14 protein-coding genes are annotated in these 18,741 nt (G+C 62.5%); 10 read left to right on the plus strand and 4 right to left on the minus strand.

All coding sequences use genetic code 11. From position 1 onward, the window contains the following. The first annotated feature begins 112 nt into the window (after window positions 1-112). The 5 genes from ABAC460_RS35475 to prfH all read left to right on the plus strand — a co-directional run bounded on the left by ABAC460_RS35475 (window position 113) and on the right by prfH (window position 6,434). Window positions 113-1,798, plus strand: coding sequence for a methyl-accepting chemotaxis protein (locus ABAC460_RS35475; RefSeq protein ID WP_023453448.1), 1,686 nt, complete (start codon window positions 113-115; stop codon window positions 1,796-1,798). 19 nt (window positions 1,799-1,817) lie between these two features. Next, the gene (locus tag ABAC460_RS35480) at window positions 1,818-2,741 is read left to right on the plus strand and encodes a substrate-binding domain-containing protein (protein ID WP_023453449.1); all 924 of its coding nucleotides are present in this window, start codon (window positions 1,818-1,820) and stop codon (window positions 2,739-2,741) included. 261 nt (window positions 2,742-3,002) lie between these two features. Further along, the gene (locus ABAC460_RS35485) at window positions 3,003-4,229 is read left to right on the plus strand and encodes an RtcB family protein (protein WP_023453450.1); all 1,227 of its coding nucleotides are present in this window, start codon (window positions 3,003-3,005) and stop codon (window positions 4,227-4,229) included. Between the two features lie 403 nt (window positions 4,230-4,632). Continuing rightward, the gene (locus ABAC460_RS35490) at window positions 4,633-5,811 is read left to right on the plus strand and encodes an RNA ligase RtcB family protein (RefSeq protein ID WP_023453451.1); all 1,179 of its coding nucleotides are present in this window, start codon (window positions 4,633-4,635) and stop codon (window positions 5,809-5,811) included. Next, window positions 5,808-6,434: a peptide chain release factor H gene (prfH, locus tag ABAC460_RS35495; RefSeq protein ID WP_023453452.1), complete on the plus strand. Its 627-nt coding sequence runs from the start codon at window positions 5,808-5,810 to the stop codon at window positions 6,432-6,434. The genes ABAC460_RS35490 and prfH overlap by 4 nt, the downstream gene beginning before the upstream one ends. Before the next feature lie 535 nt (window positions 6,435-6,969). Here the strand turns inward: prfH and ABAC460_RS35500 are convergent. Both ABAC460_RS35500 and ABAC460_RS35505 read right to left on the minus strand, forming a co-directional pair. Beyond that, complete coding sequence (locus ABAC460_RS35500; RefSeq protein ID WP_023453453.1) at window positions 6,970-8,436, minus strand: IS110 family transposase; 1,467 nt, start codon at window positions 8,434-8,436, stop codon at window positions 6,970-6,972. Between the two features lie 259 nt (window positions 8,437-8,695). Beyond that, entirely contained in the window at window positions 8,696-9,415 is a 720-nt protein-coding gene (locus ABAC460_RS35505; RefSeq protein ID WP_023453454.1) for a DoxX family membrane protein, read from the minus strand. 141 nt (window positions 9,416-9,556) lie between these two features. Between ABAC460_RS35505 and ABAC460_RS35510 the strand changes: the two genes are divergently transcribed. After that, entirely contained in the window at window positions 9,557-10,381 is an 825-nt protein-coding gene (locus ABAC460_RS35510; protein WP_162150316.1) for a helix-turn-helix domain-containing protein, read from the plus strand. On the opposite strand, the gene ABAC460_RS35515 is transcribed toward ABAC460_RS35510, so the two are convergent. Continuing rightward, window positions 10,378-11,052 carry a TetR/AcrR family transcriptional regulator gene (locus ABAC460_RS35515; RefSeq protein WP_023453456.1) on the minus strand — a complete coding sequence of 225 codons (675 nt, stop codon included), beginning with the start codon at window positions 11,050-11,052 and terminating at the stop codon, window positions 10,378-10,380. The two genes, ABAC460_RS35510 and ABAC460_RS35515, sit on opposite strands and share 4 nt — an antisense overlap. Window positions 11,053-11,225: 173 nt before the next feature. On the opposite strand from ABAC460_RS35515, the gene ABAC460_RS35520 reads away from it, so the two are divergent. The 4 genes from ABAC460_RS35520 (at window position 11,226) to ABAC460_RS35535 (ending at window position 15,671) form a co-directional block, all read left to right on the plus strand. After that, window positions 11,226-12,089 (plus strand): alpha/beta fold hydrolase, encoded by an 864-nt coding sequence (locus ABAC460_RS35520; protein ID WP_023453457.1) that lies wholly within the window; start codon window positions 11,226-11,228, stop codon window positions 12,087-12,089. Continuing rightward, complete coding sequence (locus ABAC460_RS35525; protein WP_023453458.1) at window positions 12,086-13,240, plus strand: thiolase domain-containing protein; 1,155 nt, start codon at window positions 12,086-12,088, stop codon at window positions 13,238-13,240. The genes ABAC460_RS35520 and ABAC460_RS35525 overlap by 4 nt, the downstream gene beginning before the upstream one ends. A 7-nt stretch (window positions 13,241-13,247) precedes the next feature. Then, window positions 13,248-14,057 carry a 3-hydroxybutyrate dehydrogenase gene (locus ABAC460_RS35530; protein ID WP_023453459.1) on the plus strand — a complete coding sequence of 270 codons (810 nt, stop codon included), beginning with the start codon at window positions 13,248-13,250 and terminating at the stop codon, window positions 14,055-14,057. A 300-nt stretch (window positions 14,058-14,357) separates the two neighbouring features. After that, window positions 14,358-15,671, plus strand: a complete 1,314-nt coding sequence (locus tag ABAC460_RS35535) for a hypothetical protein (RefSeq protein ID WP_023453460.1) — start codon at window positions 14,358-14,360, stop codon at window positions 15,669-15,671. A gap of 39 nt (window positions 15,672-15,710) precedes the next feature. Here ABAC460_RS35535 and ABAC460_RS48295 read toward each other — a convergent pair whose 3' ends face one another. Further along, window positions 15,711-18,740: a tail fiber protein gene (locus ABAC460_RS48295; RefSeq protein WP_081716524.1), complete on the minus strand. Its 3,030-nt coding sequence runs from the start codon at window positions 18,738-18,740 to the stop codon at window positions 15,711-15,713. Between the last annotated feature and the right edge of the window lies 1 nt (window position 18,741).

An 18,741-nucleotide genomic window follows, 5' to 3' on the forward strand; every position in this document is an offset into this window, starting at 1 on the left:
ATCCGCAACCATTGAATTGTGACCGTCCTGTCGTCGCGTGGTTAATCCTATATTATGAGTTGCCGCGTTAGCCTCCCGCAAAATAGAGCCGAATTTTGGGAGAGACTCGGACATGCTTGGGAAGTTGCTATTCTCGATCCGGGGAAAGATCGCACTGGCGTTTGGCGTGCTGATGGTCCTGTCGGTCGCCACGGGCGCCTTCTCCATCTATAAGCTGAACGAGGTTTCCGCCATCGGTACCCGTCTGGCCACCGAAATGAAGGCCGTGTCGACCCTGGGCGACCTGGCGCGAATCAGCCAGGCCCTGGGCGTTACCTCCTTCCTGGAGCACAACGCGGCCGGTGCGGCCCGCGATGCCTATGCCGCCGAAGCCGCCACGGCCCGCAACGAGTTCTCCAAGTCGTGGAGCGATTACAGCACCATGGTGGCTGGCGACGAGGAAGCCCAACTGGCCGCCGCGCTGCGCGGCGCCTGGCAGCACTTCCTGGCCGTTCAGGAAGAGGTCGCCGACCTCGACAAGGCCGGCCTGCCCGACATGGCTCAGGACGTGCTGATGAACGACCTGTCCAAGGAACGCGAAACCTTCTACGCCGCCGTGCGCAAGATCCAGGACTACCGCCAGGCCAAGGCCGACGCGGCGGTTGCCGCCTCCACCAAGGTCAGTGAATCGGCCCGTGTGTGGATCATGGTCGCCTTGGGCTCGCTGGCCGTCTTCTGCGTCCTGGTGGGCTTTGTCCTGACCGCCGGGATTTCCCGCCCGATTTCGCGCATGACCCAGGTCATGCTGAAGCTGGCCAATCACGACATCAATGTCGCCATTCCCGACACTGGCCGCCGCGACGAAATCGGCGGCATGGCTTCGGCCCTGAAAATCTTCAAGGAAAAGCTGGTCGAGGCCGAGGATCTGCGTACGCAGCAGGCCGCCCTGGAAATCGACATGCAGAACCAGCGCAAGGTCGAGGTGGTCAAGCTGGCCGATGAATTCGAACACGCCGTCGGCGACATCGTTCGCGCCGTTTCCAACGCCGCCTCGGAACTGCAGGCTTCCGCTCAGACGTTGTCAGCCGCTGCCGAAGAGACCAGCGTCCAGTCGTCGGCTGTCGAAGCCGGTGCCCGCCAGGCCGCCGACAATGTCCGCTCGGTCGCCGCCGCCATCGAGGAATTGGCCGCTTCGGCCCGCCAGGTCGGCGGCGAGGTTGCACGTTCATCCATGATTGCCAGCGACGCCGTCCAGCAGGCCGGCCGCACCCGCGGCAGCATGGACGCCCTGTCCGGCGACGCCGCCCAGGTCGAGTCGGTGGTCAGCATCATCAACGCTATCGCCCAGCAGACCAACCTTTTGGCGCTGAACGCCACCATCGAAGCCGCCCGCGCAGGCGAGGCCGGCAAAGGGTTTGCGGTCGTTGCATCGGAAGTGAAGGGGCTGGCCAACCAAACCGCGACCTCGACCACGACCATCGGGGTTTCGATCGCCAAGATGCAGGCTTCGACCCAGCAGGCGGTCGGCGAAATCACCGGCATCGAGGACACCATCAGCGAGGTCAATGCCATCGCTTCGGCCATTGCCGACGCGGTCAGCCAGCAGGAACAGACCACGGCCGAGATCGCCCGCAACATCCACGAAGTGTCGCAAAACACCTCGGAAGTGACCAACAACATCAACAGCGTCACCCTGGCCGCCCAGGAGTCGAGCGCCGGCGCTACCCAGGTTCTGGGCGCCGCCAAGGCCCTGTCGCGTCAGTCGGATATGCTGAAGGGTGAGGTCGACAAGTTCCTGGCGCGCGTAAGAGCCGCTTGATTTATAAGGGGAAACGATAATGAAGAAGCGTACCCTGATTGCCGCAGCCGCCCTGATGCTGGCGGCGTCGCCGGCCCTGGCCAAGCACAAGATCTATGTGTCGATGGCGCGGTCGGATGATACTTTTGTCGGCATTTTGAAGGATTCGATCATTGCGGCGGCGCAGGCGAACCCGGACGTCGAGCTGACGGTCGAAAGCGCCAACAATAACGCCGACATCCAGATGGGCCAGGTCCGCAAAGCCATAGCGGAAAAAGCCGACGTGGTGGTCGTGCTGTCGGTCAACGGCGATTCCGCCAAGACCGCCATGGCCGAAACCGCCAAGGCGGGGGTGCCGCTGATCTTCTTTAACCGGTTACCGCCGATCGAGCGATTCGAGGGCAAGGTCGCCATCGTCGCGTCGAACGATCTGGTCGCCGGACGGCTGCAAATGCGGCTGTTATCTCGACAAATCAATGATTCCGGAAATGTGGTGATCCTGCGCGGCGAAGAGGGCCACCCGGCTGCCCGCGACCGCACCATCGGCGTCAAAGAGATTTTGGCGACGAAGCCTAATTTGCACGTCGTGGCGGAGGCCACCGGCAACTGGAAGCGTGAACAGGGCGAAGCCCTGATCGGCCAGTGGCTGGACGAGGGCAAGGTCATCAACGCCATCGCCGCCAACAACGACGAAATGGCCCTGGGCGCCATCGCGGCGCTGCAGAAACGCGGCTACAAGCCCGGCCAGGTCGCCATCGGCGGGGTGGACGGCACCACCTTCGCGCTGGATGCCGTCAAGTCGGGCTGGCTGACCATGTCGGTGCTGCAGAACGCCGAGGCGCAAGCCGAACAGACCCTGGTCGATGCCGTCAAGTTCGCCAAGGATGAATACGCCCAGCTGTACGACTGGGTGCCGTATCAGGTCATCATCCCGTCCAACGTCGACGAGTTCATGGCAAAATAGCCACACCTGTTGCATTCGTAACAATCCGGCTTGACCTTACGTCGGGCCTTGGCCATACAGCCACGCATTATGACAAAACGCGCACACACCATGAGCTATTGCGATCGGTCCCAGGAACTGGGTCCGGTTATGGCTGCGCGCGTTTTGACAGGAGATCCGAGACTGTAACCGGTCTCTCTCGCTTCAAAAGTTCGCAGCCCTTTCGACCCACGGTCGGAAGGGCTTTTTCGTTTCCGAAACACGCAACAAAGGAGAACAACAATGCAAGTGTTTCAAGGCGCCCGTGGGGGCTTGATCAAGGCGTGGATCGACGGTGTCGCCGTCGAGGACCAGGCGCGCAAGCAGCTGGACAACATCGCCGCCATGCCGTTCATCCACAAGCACGTGGCCATTATGCCCGACGTCCACTGGGGCATGGGCGCGACCATCGGTTCGGTGATCCCGACCAAGGGCGCGGTCATCCCGGCCGCGGTCGGGGTCGACCTGGGCTGCGGCATGATGGCGGTGCGCACCACCCTGACCGCATCGGACCTGCCCGACAACCTGTCGGGTGTGCGTTCGGCGATCGAGGCGCGCATCCCGCACGGCCGGACCGACAACGGCGGATCGAACGACCGCGGCGCCTTCGGCAAGGTGTCGCCGGCGTCGGACGCGGCGTTCGGAGGATTGCACGGTGAACTGCAAAAGATCATCGACAAGCACCCGAAGATCAGCCAGGCGGCCGCTCGCGCCCAGAACCACCTGGGGACGCTGGGGACCGGCAACCACTTCGTCGAGGTCTGCCTGGATGAAAACCAGGCGGTGTGGATCATGCTGCACTCGGGTTCGCGCGGGATCGGCAACCGTATCGGCTCCTACTTCATCGAGCGCGCCAAGCACGAGATGAAGCGCTGGTACATCAACCTGCCCGACGAGGACCTGGCCTACCTGCCGGAAGGCTCGGAGCTGTTCGGCGACTATATGGGCGCGGTGTCGTGGGCCCAGCGTTTTGCCCGGACCAACCGGGAACTGATGATGACGGCGGCTCTCGAGGCGCTGTCGGTATCGGTGCCGAAGCGCTTCACCTGCGACTGCGAGGCCGTGAACTGTCACCACAACTACGTGGCGCACGAACGGCACTTCGGTTCGGACGTGTTGGTGACCCGCAAGGGCGCCGTGCGAATCACGCCGGAGACGCTGGGGATCATTCCGGGTTCGATGGGCGCCAAGTCGTTCATCGTGCGCGGGATCGATGGGTTGGCGGCGGCCGAGGCCCTGTGTTCGTGCTCGCACGGCGCCGGGCGGGCCATGTCGCGCGCCGAGGCCAAGCGCCGCTTCACCGTGGAGGACCACATCAAGGCCACGGCCGGTGTGGAATGCCGCAAGGACGCCGACGTCATCGATGAGACGCCGGCGGCTTACAAGGACATCGACGCCGTGATGGCTGCCCAGGCCGACCACGTCGAGATCGTCCACACCCTTCGCCAGGTTGTCTGTGTGAAGGGTTAGGACCGGCAGGGGGCTGCCGGATGAAGGGGCCTCCCCGGTCAATTCGGGCCGGGGAGGGATGGGGGTATTGGGGATGTAGGTGGGGGAAATACCGGCGGGCCAAATCCCCCACCGTCTCATGTGCTTCCAGCACATGATCCACCTCCCCGTATAACGGGGAGGTATAAATTTATTGTGGCCATGATGTCGTTGGAATGTAACAGAATTTATACGCATCTCGGATGTGTTGGTAAATAATTTGTCAGTATTTATAATGCTGTTGACTTGACACATTTGATACTTTATCAGGCCGGCATAGCCAGTCCCGGCAAGACCCTGAAGCAGGAAAGGAGACCATCATGCGAGCCACGTTCCTGAAACTCGAAACCAATCTTCTTACCCTTACTCTTCAGGAACCAATTGCATGGGCAATTTCCTGTCAGGCGCACACGCACGCCTGATCTGTTCCGGCGGCGCAGGCAGCGCTGCCAATACCTGTAAATGTTGCGAAATCACGCTCATCGGGCGCGATCCCGCGCGCTTCGATCCGTTGGCGCTCGATCAACTGGACGCCACCGCGCGGCTGGAAGGCATGGGCAAGGTCGTCGGCCTGCCCGACCTCCACGCCGGCAACGGCATCGCCGTGGGCGCCGCCTTCTGGTCACCCGACCGGATCTGGCCGCATCTGGTCGGCAGCGATATCGGCTGCGGCATGGCCTTGTGGGAAACCAGCCTGACGGTGCGGAAATTCCGCGTCGGCCAGGTGGACCGCCGGTTGCACGGGCTGGACGACCCGTGGGACGGGCCGGTCGAGGATGTCCTGGCCGCGGCCGGGTTGCCGCGCGAACTGGCCGGCCCGTCGCTGGGCACGATCGGCGGCGGCAACCACTTTGTCGAGTTCCAGCGCATCGAGGAGGTCGTCGACCCGCAGCGGTTCGCGGCCCTCAATCTCCAGGGCGATCGCGTCTGGATGATGGTGCACAGCGGCTCACGCGGCTTGGGCCAGGCCATCCTGTCGGCGCAGACGGAGCTGACGGGTAAGTCGGGTCTCCTCGCGTCCAGCGAAGAGGCCAGGGCCTATCTGACACGGCACGACCAGGCCGTGGCCTGGGCCGTCGTCAACCGGCAGATCATCGCCGAGCGGTTCCTGGGCGCCATCGGCCTGTCCGGTGACTGCGTTCTCGATATCACGCACAACAGTGTCACCGGATATCGTGACGGTTGGCTGCACCGCAAGGGCGCGGCGCCGGCGGATTGCGGGCCGATCGTGATCCCCGGGTCGCGCGGGGACTTCAGCTATCTGGCTGAGCCAGTCGCGGAGCATGCGGAAGCGGCGCTGAGTTCGCTGGCGCACGGCGCCGGGCGTAAATGGAGCCGCAACGATGCCCATGCGCGGTTGTCGCGGCGGTATAAGGTGGCCGATCTGCAGAAGACCAAGCTGTCCAGCCATGTGATCTGCGAGGACCGCCGCCTGATCTTCGAGGAGGCGCCGGAGGCCTACAAGGATATCGCCGGCGTCATCGGCGATCTTGAGGCGGCCGGTCTGATCCGGGTGATCGCGCGGCTTCGGCCCCTGCTGAGCTACAAGACGAGGGGGTCATGACCGAGATCATTCTGCATATAAGCTCCGGCAAGGGGCCTGATGAGTGCTGCTGGGTCGTGGCGAAGTTGGCGCAGGCCTTCACGCGCGAGGGGGCGGAGCAGGGGATCACCTGCGACGTCCTCGATGCGGGGGAGGCGCTGCCAGCATCTCTCCTGCTGAGCGTCAGCGGTGAAGCGGCGCCGGCGTTTGTGCGCGAGCGGATCGGGACCATCCAATGGGTGGGCGACAGCCCGTTCCGGCCGCTGCACAAGCGTCGCAACTGGTTCGTGGGTGTGGCGTTGGCGCCTTCGCCCGAGAACGTGCCCGATCTGCGTGATGGCGAAATCGCGTTTTCGACCATGCGGGCCAGCGGACCTGGCGGACAGCATGTCAACAAGACGGACAGCGCTGTGCGGGCGGTTCACCGGCCGACCGGATTGGTGGTGACGGCCCAGGAACAGCGCTCGCAGCATGCCAACCGCAAGCTGGCGAAGCTGAAACTGGCGTTGATGCTCGAAGAGCGGCGGTTGGAGACGGGGGCGCTTGCCCGGCGGGATCAGTGGTCTGCGCAGCAGGGGCTGGAACGTGGCAACCCGGTGCGGACCTATTCCCGGACGGGGTTCAAGCTGAAGGTCGGTAAGTGAGGTGGTTGATGTCGCGGGGCGGGGAAATCTGTCCCGCGATAGAAGGCGTCCGCAAGAAATTGGGGATTACGTATCGTTGTCTAATTGATTTCAGGCAGCTCAGAACTTCGTCTAATGCATTGTTTTATCACAGTATATAGGTGTCGCGCGCAGGCCGCATACGGCGCAGCACGTCGCTTGACGGGCACAGAGAACACGCCTCACGGACGATCTTTTCTCGTGAGCTGAGGTGCTGATTTCGGCTTCAGAAGATGTCCCTGCCGCTCGTCGCGGACACTGGCCTTCCGATAGCCCTACAAGAGTCTTGGGACAGGCTCGACGACGAGCGATATTGCGCAAAGCCGGTGGCTATGGTTGTCTACGGGGTCACGGATAGCTTTGGAGCTTTGAGCGTCCGTGCCGCCAGGATCGCGGTCAGGCGGTTGAGCAATGGCTCGATAAAAGTGGGTGTCTCTTTGTCACCAACGAGGTCTTCGCCTCGCAGGATACCCCGAGATCACCCCTCTGGCGTCGACGTTTCGATTGGGGGTTGCGGTCAGGCGGCTTCCCAATCGAAACGCTTGTTCGACAGCCAAAGCTTGTGCAGGAGTGCGGCGAGCTTACGGGCAACAGCGACACGGGCCCGTTTGGCACCCTTGGTTGCAGCTAGGGCCTTGCCCCAGGTTTGCAGGGCGAACGGCTTTTTGACACGCGACAGCAGGATGTTGGCGGCCTCGTATAATGCGTGGCGCAGGTTGCCATCGCCGGCCTTAGAGATGTGGCCCTTGCTATCGCGCTCTCCTGACTGGAACCGTCGTGGAACCAAGCCGGCATAGGCGCCGACATCGTTGCTGTGAGCAAACCGCGTTGGGTCTTCGATGCTGCACGTGTACGTCAAAGCGGTGATCGGTCCCACGCCCGGAACGGTCAACAAACGCTCGCACACCTTGCCCGACTCGCCTTTTTCGAAGATGATCTTGTCGAAGGGGCGGTTGAACCAGTTGGTCTGTTCGGCGCGCTGTTCGGTGCCTTCGTTTTCGACGTACATGGCGTCGGCGGTGAACAGCCAGTTTTCCGTCGGGCGGAACTGGACCGTCGCGCCGATATTGGTGCGCTCGTTATGGGTTTGCGACAGGGCGTAGCGGCTGTCGTTGGGGTAGGCGACCAGGCTGCCGGCCGGCGGGGCGTTGGTGATCTGGGTCAGCAGGGTGGTCTTGTCGGCGGCGTAGCGCAGGCGGCCGCTGTTGGGGTCGAAGAACTGGGCGCGGGTGTCGAGGTTCCAGCTGTTCTGGGTGGCTTGGCGCGAGGCGACGTCGCGCTCGGAATACTGGCCGAACAGGGCGATGCCGAAGGACTTGGCGTCATTGGTCCAGCTGTAGGCGCCGGTGACTTCCGGGGTCAGTTCGTCGCCGTCGACCATGCCGTCGCCGTGCAGGGCCTTGACGCTGAGGACGCCGGTGGCGCCGGCCTTGCTGATCGGGCGCAGGGTCTTGATGTTCAGCGTGGCGCCGATGCCGCCCGACGCGACGTGGGCCTTGCCGGTCTTGTAGACTTCGAAGCCGGAGACGCTGTCGGCGGCGATGTTGGAAAAGTCGAAGCTGCGCGAGCCGCCCATGGCGTTGGTGACGCCGGTGCCGATCAGGTCGATGCTGGCCGTCGGCATGACGCGGTTGTTCAGGGTCACCAGGTTGAAGCCAGGGCCGAAGCCGCGGACCGTGACCTTGGAGCCGGCGCCGTTGACGCGGTCGATCGAGACGCCCGGAATGCGCTGGACGGATTCGGCCAGGTTGGTGTCGGGATACTTGCCGATGTCTTCGGCGGAGATGGCGTCGACGACGCCGGTGGCGTTCTTCTTGATGTTCATGGAACGCTGCAGCGAGCCGCGGACACCGACGACGACGACGACATTGTCTTCGGCGGCGGGAGCGGGGGTGTCCTGGGCGATGGCCGAGCCGGCGCTTAAGGCCAGGATGGATGCGGTGCCGAGGATGGCTTTGCGCAGGTGGTTATGGTCTTTGTGCATAGGTTCTTCCCTTCTCAATCACATTTTTTTTTGGTGGCCCGACTGGAAAATGATGGAGCCGCAGGCTCGTGCGACCCCAACCAGTTGGGAGGTACCACCCGGCTGAGAGACGTCCGGACCGGCAGGGGTACTGGACACGGAGAGCCGTTCACTCAACAGGTGGGTTTATTGGTAACTTTGGTTGGGAAGGATGAATTGTAAAATTTTAACCTGATCAGGCAGGTTAGGGAAAATATAGACTGTCGTTTTTATTTGACGATTATTTGATGTGGCTGCGGATAACCCAGGCGGCGCCGGTGATCGACAGCGCCATGCAGGTCATTGTCCACTCGACCTGGTTGGTGGGGGCGGCGATGAGGCGCGGGAGATGCAGCAGGATCACGAAGGCCGCGCACATGGCGGCTTCCATACCGGCCGCGAGGCGCGCGCGAAGGCCGGAAACCAGGGCCAGGCCGGCTAAGAGGTGGCCGGCGCCGGTGAGATACGCCCAGGCCAGAGGGAAGGGCAGCCAGCCGGGCACCATCTTGGCGGTGACCTCGGCGTAGACAAAGTGGCTGAGGCCGAAGATCACGGCGCACAGGCCGAAGATGATCCGCGCAGCCAGGGTAATGCGGGTGTTGTCGTTGGCGGACAGCGCCAGGCCGGCGGCCATCAGGCAGCCCGCCTCGGCGACGCCGAGCCACAGATAGACCTGCGCCGGTTGTTGCGCCACCAGGGGACCGTGGAAGATCAGGGACCAGAGGCCGAAGAGGACGGTGGCTGAGACGGCGCCGGCGAAGGCCAGACGCGGGATAAGCAGCGCGATTCCGGTGGCGATCAGCCACACGGCATTCAGGATCACGGCGAAGGGGAGGGCCTTGAACCAATCCGGAGCGGACTGCCATTGCAAGGCGAAGTCGTGGAAGGCCAGACAGACGGCGCCCAGGGCCGTAACACCGGCGGCAAACGGCAGGCGGTCGATCAGAATACGGTTGTTCATCTTGACCTTCGGTTCGGGTGGAGGCGACTTGTCAGTCTAGGTCAGGGCGGGGGTGGAAAATTGTATTTATTTTACCTGATGTGAAAAATATTACCCTGCGATTCCGCTTGAAAATATCACGGGATGGCGGACAATGGAGCCATGTCTTTTCAGGTCTACACACCGGCCTATCCGCTGCATCGCTACGTCCGGTATTTTTATAGCCCAACGGGCCGGATGCCGTACCGTGAGGAAAAGGTGTTGCCGTCGCCGCAGACCGATCTGAAGATCAATTTCGGTGGCGGCTTCGTGGCCAGGCGCGCCGACGGTACCGGGACCTTTGCCGTTGATCACAAGGGCTGGTTCATGGGCGTGTGGGACCAGTACCACACGGTGGTCTGGCCGGATGATCCCGACTTTATCGGCGTCACCTTCTGGCCCGGTGGCGCCCACGCCTTGATGGGGATCGACATCAACGCCGTGCATAACCAGTTCGTGCCCCTGGACGCCATCTGGGGCAGTTTTACCGAGGAGTTGCGTGAGCGGCTCTACGCAGCGCCGGGGTTCCATGCAAGGTTCATGTTGTTGGAGCGTCTGTTGACCGCGCGCATCGATCGGACGGCGAAGTTCGAAAAGATCGCGCCGGCGCTGCGGGCCTTGCAATCGGGCCAGGCGGTGGCCGAGCGGGGCTTCAGCCATAAGCATATGATCTCCCTGTTCAATAGCGTCGCCGGGGTGCCGCCGAAACGGCTGGCGCGGCTCTATCGCATTCAGGAAGTTATCGATGCCGTCGATCAGGCGCGGCCGATAAGCTGGACGGCGGTGGCGCAGGATTTCCTGTTTGCCGACCAGGCGCATTTCAACAAGGAATTCAAGTTCTTCACCGGCCATACACCGCGGGACTATCTGAAGCGGCGCCGGCGCGTGTTTACGGAAACCCCGGAACACGCGGTGCATACGCGGCTGCTGCCGATGGCCGGTGATTAGGCTCGGGGTAGCGATTCGAAGGCGCCGGTGAAGACGCTCACCAGGTGGCCGTAGGCGTCGATGGCGTCGCCCGACTGGCACAGCCCGCCCGACAGACGGTCGATCCGGCCCGTATCCGCCATGGTCAGGGTCAAGGCGCCCGTCAGCATGTGATAGGCCCAGTACATGTCCTTCGGCGCGACTCCGGGGAGGGCGGTGTGCAGGGCTTCGATAAAACGGGCGATGAGGGTGTCGAAGTGCGAGGTCATCATCCCCGCCCACACCGCCGACGAATTGACCTCGGCGACCAGGCGGCAATAGTTGCGCCAGCCTGGATCCTGGGAGCTTTGCGCCGTTTTCACAGGGCGGACGAAGGCGTTCAGGATTTCCGCGACACGGATGGTGCGGCTTTCGGTCTGGGCCGCGGTCAGGGCGGCGTCCAGTTCGTCGCTGCGTTGCTGGTTCAGGACCTCGGCGCGGCGCAGGAACACGGCGTCGAACAGGCCGCGCTTGGATTCGAAATAGTAGTTGGGCAGGGCGACGTCCACCCCGGCCATGTCCGCCACCTGACGCACCGTCACGCCGTAAAATCCGCGTTCGGAGAATAGGGCCTCTGCGGAATCCAGCACCAGGTCACGGCGGCTCTGGAGGCCGGCAGCTTTGGCTGAGGCGGCTTTGCGCGGGGCTCTCACGAAAATGGTACCTTCCTGTATTTTTCCACCCTGTGACACGACTCAAACGGAACGGTCAAATTTTCAATGATCGTTGAAAATATGTTGACACTCAACGGATGTTGAAAAATAGTATCTCTACAAACGAGATAAAGCGGCTTAGATAGGTCGCAAAACAAAACAGGGAGTGGGCGGTGTCCACCAGTTACAGCGATATCCGGTACCAGAGTGCCGACACGCGTCTGACCCTTTACGCCCGCGATTATGGCGGCAGCGGTATGCCGGTGCTGTGCATGCACGGGCTGACGCGCAACTCGGCCGACTTCGAATGGATCGCCGGCCATCTGTCGACGCGGTATCGGGTTATCAGCGTCGACCAGCGCGGCCGCGGCAAGTCGCAATGGGACGATCAGCCGGCGCACTATACGCCCGGCGTCTATGTCCAGGACATGTTCAAGCTTTTGGGGGATCTGGGGATTCCTCGGGCGGCGCTGATCGGGACGTCGATGGGCGGGTTGATGGGCATGATCATGGGGGCCTTCGCGCCGCAGATGGTCATCGGCATGGTGATCAACGATGTCGGGCCGGAGATCGATCCGGCGGGTCTGGCGCGCATCGCGAGCTATACCGGCAGGGGTGTCGCGGTGACGACGTGGGAAGACGCTGCCGCCCGGGCGAAGGAGACCAATGGTGTCGCCTTTCCGGATTATCATGACGACGACTGGCTGGCCTTTGCGCGGCGGACCTATGAGGTCAGGCCGGACGGCACCATCGCGCCGGCCTATGATCCAGCCATTTCGCAGGCCTTTGCCACGCCTGAGCCGACCGTGGCGCCACCCGACCTGTGGGGGATGTGGGACAAGCTGGAAGGCCTGCCGATCCTGGCGGTGCGCGGTGAGATTTCCGACCTGCTGTCAGCCGAAACCTTGAAGCAGATGGGTGAGCGCCATGCCGGAATGCAGGCCGTCACCGTGCGTAATCGCGGCCACGCCCCGATGTTGGACGAAGGCGAGGCCGTCACCGCCATCGAAACCTTTCTGGAAGGATTAGTGCCATGAAAGCCGCCATTGTCGGTTGGGGACATACCCCGTTCGGCCGTCTCGACATGTCGCTGGAGGAGATGATCCAGGCCGTCACCCGTGAAGCCCTGGCCGATGCCGGGCTGACTGGCGAAGACATCGACGCCGTGTGGCTGGGCAATTTCAATGCCGGCATGGTGCCGGACGGGTTCTGCGCCTCGATGATTTTGGGCGCCGATGAGGGGCTGCGGTTCAAGCCGGCGGCGCGATTGGAAAACGCCTGTGCTTCGGGTTCGGCGGCCTTGTATGCCGCCATGGATGCCATCGCGTCGGGCCGGGTGAAGAGCGCCCTGGTCGTCGGGGCGGAGAAGATGACCGCCGTCGATGGTCCGACCGTGACGCGGGCTCTGGGGGCGGCCAGCTATCAGCGCGAAGAGGCGGGGATGAGTTTCCCCGAGATCTTCGCCCAGTTCGCCCTGGCCTATCAGGCCAAGTACGGCGATCCGACCGAGGCCATGGCCCATATCGCCACCAAGAACCACGCTGCCGCCGTGCACAATCCGTTCGCTCAGCTGCGCAAGCCGCTGGAGCTGGATTTTTGTCGCTATGCGTCGGACAAGAACCCGATCATCGCCGCGCCTTTGAAGAAGACCGACTGTTCGCTGGTGTCGGACGGGGCGGCGGCGATCGTGCTGGTGCGTGAGGATATGGCTGGGGATTTCCGGCGGGCCGTGGGCTTCCGGGCGGCGCAGCAGGTCAATGATTTGCTGCCTTTGTCGGCCAAGGACATGACGGCATTTGAGGGGCCGCGCCGGGCGTTCGCCAAGGCCTATGCGCAGGCGGGCGTGTCGGTCGGCGATATCTCGTTCGCCGAGGTCCATGACTGTTTCACCATTGCCGAGCTGCTGTCGGTCGAGGCCATGGGGTTGGCTGCGGCGGGGCAGGGGCGTGAACTGGTCATCGATGGCGGGACGGGGCGTAATGGCCGTTTGCCGGTCAATATGTCGGGTGGCTTGAAGGCCAAGGGCCATCCGGTCGGCGCGACCGGGGTCAGCATGCATGTCATCGCCGCCAGGCAACTGACCGGCGAGGCGGGCGAGATGCAATTGCCGGATCCGAAGCTGGGCATGTGTTTCAACATGGGCGGCGGAGCGGTCGCCAACTACGTCTCGATTTTAGAGAGGCTGTAACTCCATCATGACATCGCGATATCTGGAAGGCCGCACGGCGCTGGTTACCGGCTCCGTGAGTGGGATAGGCTTGGCCGTCGCCCAGGCGCTGGCGTCCGCCGGAGCGCGGGTCGCGGTGCATGGTTTGGCAACCGTGGAGGAGGCCGAGCGGGCGGTCGTGGCCATGCGGGCGGCGGGGGCGCCTGAGGCGCGGTTCTTTGCCGGCGACCTGCGCGATGCGGTGGCGATTTCAGGGATGATGGCGGCGGTCGAGGCCTGGGGCGGGCCGGATATCCTGGTCAACAATGCCGGGATGCAGAAGACGGCGCGATTATCGGAGGTGTCGGATGAGACCTGGGATGGTTTGATTGCCGTCAACCTGTCGGCAGCGTTTCACACCATGCGCCATGCTCTGCCAAAGATGGCGGTGAAGGGGTACGGCCGGGTTATCAATATCGCTTCGGTGCATGGCCTGGTGGCTTCCGAGGCCAAGGCGCCGTATGTGGCGTCGAAGTTCGGCCTGGTGGGTTTGTCGAAGGTGGCGGCGCTGGAATATGCCTCCGCCGGCACGCGCGAGAGCGGCGGGGTGACCGTCAACTGCATCTGTCCAGGGTGGACGGAGACCGCCTTGATCGAGCCGCAAATCGTCGCGCGGGCCGCGACCCATGGTGGCGATCGGGCGGCCGGGGTGGCGGAGTTATTGGCCGAAAAGCAGCCAAGCCGGCGAATGTCCGATCCCGCCGAGATCGGGTTGCTGGTGATGTGGCTGGCCAGTCCGCTGGCGCATAATATTACCGGGGCATCGATTCCGGTCGATGGTGGATGGACAGCGCAGTAGCGGAATAGCCTTAAAAAACATGATAGTAGGTGAAGCAAGCTCTGGCGGGCCAAATCCCCCACCGTCTCATTTGCTTCCAGCAAATGATCCACCTCCCCGTATAACGGGGAGGGATTATTTTAAGTGAATTCAGTAGTTTATAGAAATTGTTCGATAGTTTTGAAGTAAGTGGAGTGAGCGATTTGGGCTAAAATTATACCGCTTCAGAAAGTTTCATATCTAACGGAAATGTAAATTGCGACTTCCGCTCAGTTCGCTTAGATGGCGAGGTTTCAAAGCATATTTTCAGGAGATTGGGTTATGGGTAAGGCGCGTATATTTCTGATGCGCGGCGCTGCGGCCGCCGTGATTGCCGCTCTGATCGCCGGTCCGGCGTCAACGGCAACCCCAACCAAACAGGTGGTCACCGGACCGGTCGCCTCCTACTGGGTCGATACTACCACCAGTTCCGGCTTCAATATGGCGGGTATGGGCAAGGGCAAGCCTTCCATGTCGTCCATGATGGGCATGATGTCGGGCGATGCCAGCCACAATGTCACTTTGACGCTCGGGTCCAACCAGGTGGCGAAGACCGAGACGACAGGTGATCACTTGATGACCGCTGCCGATCTGCCGCTCTATTACAAGCGCACCGAGGCCGGGCCGGCCGGGCCGGCGCAACCCTACACGCCGGGGGAGCAGAGCCACGAAACACCCAAGGGCAAGATCCTGATCTACTGGGGTTGCGGTGAGCACGCCGCCGCCGGTCAGCCGTTGGTTATCGACCTGGCCAAGATCACCGACCCGAACCAGCGCATGGCCATGGTCAAGCAACTGGCGCCGTCGGTGAACCTGGATACGGTCAACAAGCCGACGCCCGCGACCTACAAGGCCTACGGCGAATGGCCGAACGCGAAGACCAACAGCGCCTTTACCGGCCAGTCCCTGACCGGCGCCCATACCGTCAAGACCGACTATGCGCCGCAGATCGATTTTTCGTTGAGCCAGAGCCAGGACTTCCTGGCGCCGATCAAGGTTTCGGGCAACCAGAAGGCGGCATCGGGCGCCGTGCCGCTGACCTGGGCGGCCATTCCCAACGCCAAGGGGTTTGTTGCCACGGCCATCGGCTCGGGGCGTGAGCGCGACACCTTCGTCATGTGGACCTCGGCGGCAAGCAATACCGGCTGGATGGGCATGGCGCCGGATTACCTGACGCCGGGCGACATTGAGCGTTTGACGGCGTCGAAGGTGTTGCTGCCGGGGACCGCGACGGCCTGTACCGTGCCGGCCGAGGTGGCAGGCGCGACCGAAGGCGCCATGTACAACATCACGGCTTATGGCGGTGAGACGAACCTGAGCTATCCGGCGCGGCCGGCAGACCCGAAGGTGGCGTGGAACATCCAGTGGACCACCAAGATCCGCTATCGATCAACGACCGGAGGATTGCTGGGCCAGGATATGGGAGGCATGAATGGAGGAATGTTCGGTATGGCCGGGCAACCGTCCGAGCCAGAAGAGCAGGCTCAGCCACAGGACAACAACACCGGCAACGGTGACGGCAAGAAGAAAAAGAAGAAGGGCGGCGGTTTGTTTGGCGAGATCGTCAAACAGGGTGTCGGCAGCCTGATCCCGTAGGACAAGAGGCCCGGAAGCGAGACTTCCGGGCCTTTTCTTTTACCAGACGATATGGCTGAGCACGTCGGCGACCAGGGCGCTGTTGACCGTGATGACATTGGCGCCACCCAGAGCGATCACCACATTCCCGCCGTTCTGGCTGACCATGGTGGCATTGGCCACGCCGCTCGTGTAGGCGTTGATGTTGATGGTATCGTTCTGCGCCGCGCTGAAGTCGGTGATCGTGTCCGTTCCGCTGTTGGCGTCGAAGAAGAAGATGTCGGCGCCCAGGCCACCGCTCAGGTTATCCGTGCCACCCTTGCCGTTGATCGTGTTGTTGCCGTCATTGCCGCCCAGGGTATTGCCCAGCGAATTGCCGGTGGCGTTGACATTGTCAGAGCCGATCAGGTTGAGCGTTTCGGCATAGCGCAGGTTCAGCGAATAGGTCACCGTCGAGAAGATGACGTCGCTGCCGTTGCCCGAGGTTTCGACGACATTATCGCCGACATTTTGGATGTAATATGTGTCGTTTCCCGCACCGCCGGTCAGAACGTTTACGCCGGCATTGCCGGTGAGGACGTTGTTGAGGGCATTGCCGTTCGCGTTGAGGTCTGCGGAACCGGTGAGGGTGACGTTTTCAAGATTGGCGCCAAGGGTGGTGGTGAAGGGCGTCTCGAGGGTGTCTATGCCTTCGTTGAGGTTCTCAGTGACGACGTCCCCGGCGGCACTGATCACGTAGGTGTCGTTGCCAGCACCGCCCGCCATAGTGTCGTTGTTGGCGCCGCCGTCCAAGACGTTGTTGCCACTGTTGCCGGTCAAGATGTTGGCGAAACCATTGCCAGTGGCGTTGACGTTAGCCGAACCGGTCAGGGTCAGGTTCTCGACCTGGCGGCCGGACAGGCTGTAGCTTACGGTCGAGTTGATCAGGTCGGTGCCTTCATTGGCCGCTTCGACAACATTGTCGCCGGTATTCTGGACGTTGTAGGTGTCGTTGCCCAGGCCGCCGGTGAGGACGTTCACGCCGGTATTGCCGGTCAGGATGTTGTTGCCGGCATTGCCCGTGCCGTTGATGTTCGCCGAGCCCGTCAGGGTCAGGTTTTCCAGAACGTCGGCGAGGGTAAAGGTGATGGCCGATTCAACCGTGTCGATGCCTTCATTGGCGTTTTCATTGATCACGTCGCCGACATTGGAGATGACATAGGTGTCGTCGCCCAGACCGCCGGTCAGGGTGTCGTTGTTGGCGGCGCCGTCCAGCCGGTTGTTGCCGGTATTGCCGGTGATGAGGTTGGCCTGGCCATTGCCGGTGCCGTTGATATTGGCCGAGCCCGTCAGGTACAGCACGTCGAGGAAGGTGAAGGCCAGGCTGAAGGTCGCGGTGGCGAAGACGTAGTCATAGCCCTGGCCGCTGTTGTCGATGATGCTGTCGGCGGTGGAGTCGACATAGTAGGTGTCATCGCCGAAGCCGCCGTCCATGGTGTCATTGCCGGTGCCGCCGTCGATGCGGTCGTTGCCGTAATTGCCGACCAGGCGATCGTTGCCGTCGAAGCCGTTGAGGAAATCGTTCTGGTTCGCGCCATACAGATTATTGGGCGCGCCATTGCCGTTCAGGGTCATGCCCGGAAACAGGTTGGTCGAGAGGGTATAGGTCTCCGCGCCGCCCCTATCGCCCAGGATAGTGCCATTGCCGGTGCCGACGGCCGTGCGGCCGCGGAAGTCGGGCAGGGCGAAGTTGGTCGTGCCGTTGCCACCATAGGTCGTGCCGAGGAGGGAGAACAGGGCCTGGTTTTGGGCGATGCTGAGCAGTTGGCCTTGACAGAGCGCCCAGCCCCTGGGGACATAGTTGATGGCCGTAATAGCGATCTCACCGAGATACTGCATTTCCTCGTCGGCGTCCGTTAGGGCGCTGCGTGAAGGAAAGATGCCTGTCAGGGCGATCATGTAGTTAAGTGCAAGAGACGGCTGAGCATTGTTGACGGCGGAGTTGCTGCCACCCATGTCCCCCGGCATCTGGTTTTGCGAGAGATACTGGTTTTCCGTGCCGAACTGTTCACCCAGGTTGTGGAACGGAAGACCGGGACCCTGACCGGCGCCAACAACGGTGCGGCCGCGCAGATCGGGCAGGGCAAAGGTTTCGACACCGTCACCGCCGTAGGTCGTACCGAGCAGCGCGAAGAGCACGTCGTATTCGCCGATGGACAGCAGGCGACCGTCACAGGGCAGGTAGCCTAACGGCGTGAAATTGCCGCCGAACTGGACCACCAGACCCATCTGGTTCATGTCATTGTTCATCAGCCCGTTCGAAGACGGGAAGATGCCTTCGACCTGGATCATGTAGGTCGTGGCCAAGGTGGGCTGACTGTTGTCGATACCGAAGCCGCTGCCGCCCCCGGAGGTGGGGATGACGCCCGCATTGATTTCAAGTGTGTTCGAGCCAAACTGCTCGCCGATGACATAGTCGCTAAGCCCCGGGCCCTGGCCGATCCCGACGACGGCTTTACCCTGCAGGTCTGGCAGGGCAAAGGTGGTGATGCCGTTGCCGCCGTAATAGGTGCCAAACAGGGAAAACAGCGCGGTGTTCTGGGAGATGCTGAGGATTTGGCCGGCGGCAAAGGCGTCACTGTAGGGGGCGAAGTTGCCAGCGAACATCCGCATGCCGCCCATGTAGGCGGAGTCATTGATACCGCTTTCCGGGGCGTCGTGCAAAGCCGGTCGGGGAGGGTATGCGCCTGACAGCGGGACGAGGAAGTTGATGGCCAGGTAGGGCTGGTGGTTGTCGATGTAATAGGGCGCGCTGATCAGGCCGTCGGTGGGGGCTGTGGCGATGTCGAACGCCAGGGTATCGGCGACGGCAAAGGTGGCCGCGGACACGGTGTCGGCGCGTCCATCGCTGACCGTACCGGTCTTGGCGGCAACGGCCGACAGGCTGGTGGCGTTGGCGACGTTTAACGCGACAGGCGCGGCGCCAGGGCTGAAGGCCCGGGTGCCGGCGGCGGACTCGAGATGCGACAAACGGAACGCCGACTCCAGGTCGGTCGTAGCGAGATAGACGGGTTTCATGATATAGGCCCCTGCAAACGATTTATGGGGCATT

This window comes from Asticcacaulis sp. AC460, assembly GCF_000495795.1.
In the GTDB taxonomy this organism is placed as follows: Bacteria; Pseudomonadota; Alphaproteobacteria; order Caulobacterales; family Caulobacteraceae; genus Asticcacaulis.

What these genes read in the sequence shown, in the direction of transcription:
- ABAC460_RS35475 (WP_023453448.1), top strand. Translation starts at nt 113, where the DNA reads ATGCTTGGGAAGTTGCTATTCTCGATCCGGGGAAAGATCGCACTGGCG.
- ABAC460_RS35480 (WP_023453449.1), top strand. Translation starts at nt 1,818, where the DNA reads ATGAAGAAGCGTACCCTGATTGCCGCAGCCGCCCTGATGCTGGCGGCG.
- ABAC460_RS35485 (WP_023453450.1), top strand. Translation starts at nt 3,003, where the DNA reads ATGCAAGTGTTTCAAGGCGCCCGTGGGGGCTTGATCAAGGCGTGGATC.
- ABAC460_RS35490 (WP_023453451.1), top strand. Translation starts at nt 4,633, where the DNA reads ATGGGCAATTTCCTGTCAGGCGCACACGCACGCCTGATCTGTTCCGGC.
- prfH (WP_023453452.1), top strand. Translation starts at nt 5,808, where the DNA reads ATGACCGAGATCATTCTGCATATAAGCTCCGGCAAGGGGCCTGATGAG.
- ABAC460_RS35500 (WP_023453453.1), bottom strand. Translation starts at nt 8,436, where the DNA reads ATGCACAAAGACCATAACCACCTGCGCAAAGCCATCCTCGGCACCGCA.
- ABAC460_RS35505 (WP_023453454.1), bottom strand. Translation starts at nt 9,415, where the DNA reads ATGAACAACCGTATTCTGATCGACCGCCTGCCGTTTGCCGCCGGTGTT.
- ABAC460_RS35510 (WP_162150316.1), top strand. Translation starts at nt 9,557, where the DNA reads ATGTCTTTTCAGGTCTACACACCGGCCTATCCGCTGCATCGCTACGTC.
- ABAC460_RS35525 (WP_023453458.1), top strand. Translation starts at nt 12,086, where the DNA reads ATGAAAGCCGCCATTGTCGGTTGGGGACATACCCCGTTCGGCCGTCTC.
- ABAC460_RS35530 (WP_023453459.1), top strand. Translation starts at nt 13,248, where the DNA reads ATGACATCGCGATATCTGGAAGGCCGCACGGCGCTGGTTACCGGCTCC.
- ABAC460_RS35535 (WP_023453460.1), top strand. Translation starts at nt 14,358, where the DNA reads ATGGGTAAGGCGCGTATATTTCTGATGCGCGGCGCTGCGGCCGCCGTG.
- ABAC460_RS48295 (WP_081716524.1), bottom strand. Translation starts at nt 18,740, where the DNA reads ATGCCCCATAAATCGTTTGCAGGGGCCTATATCATGAAACCCGTCTAT.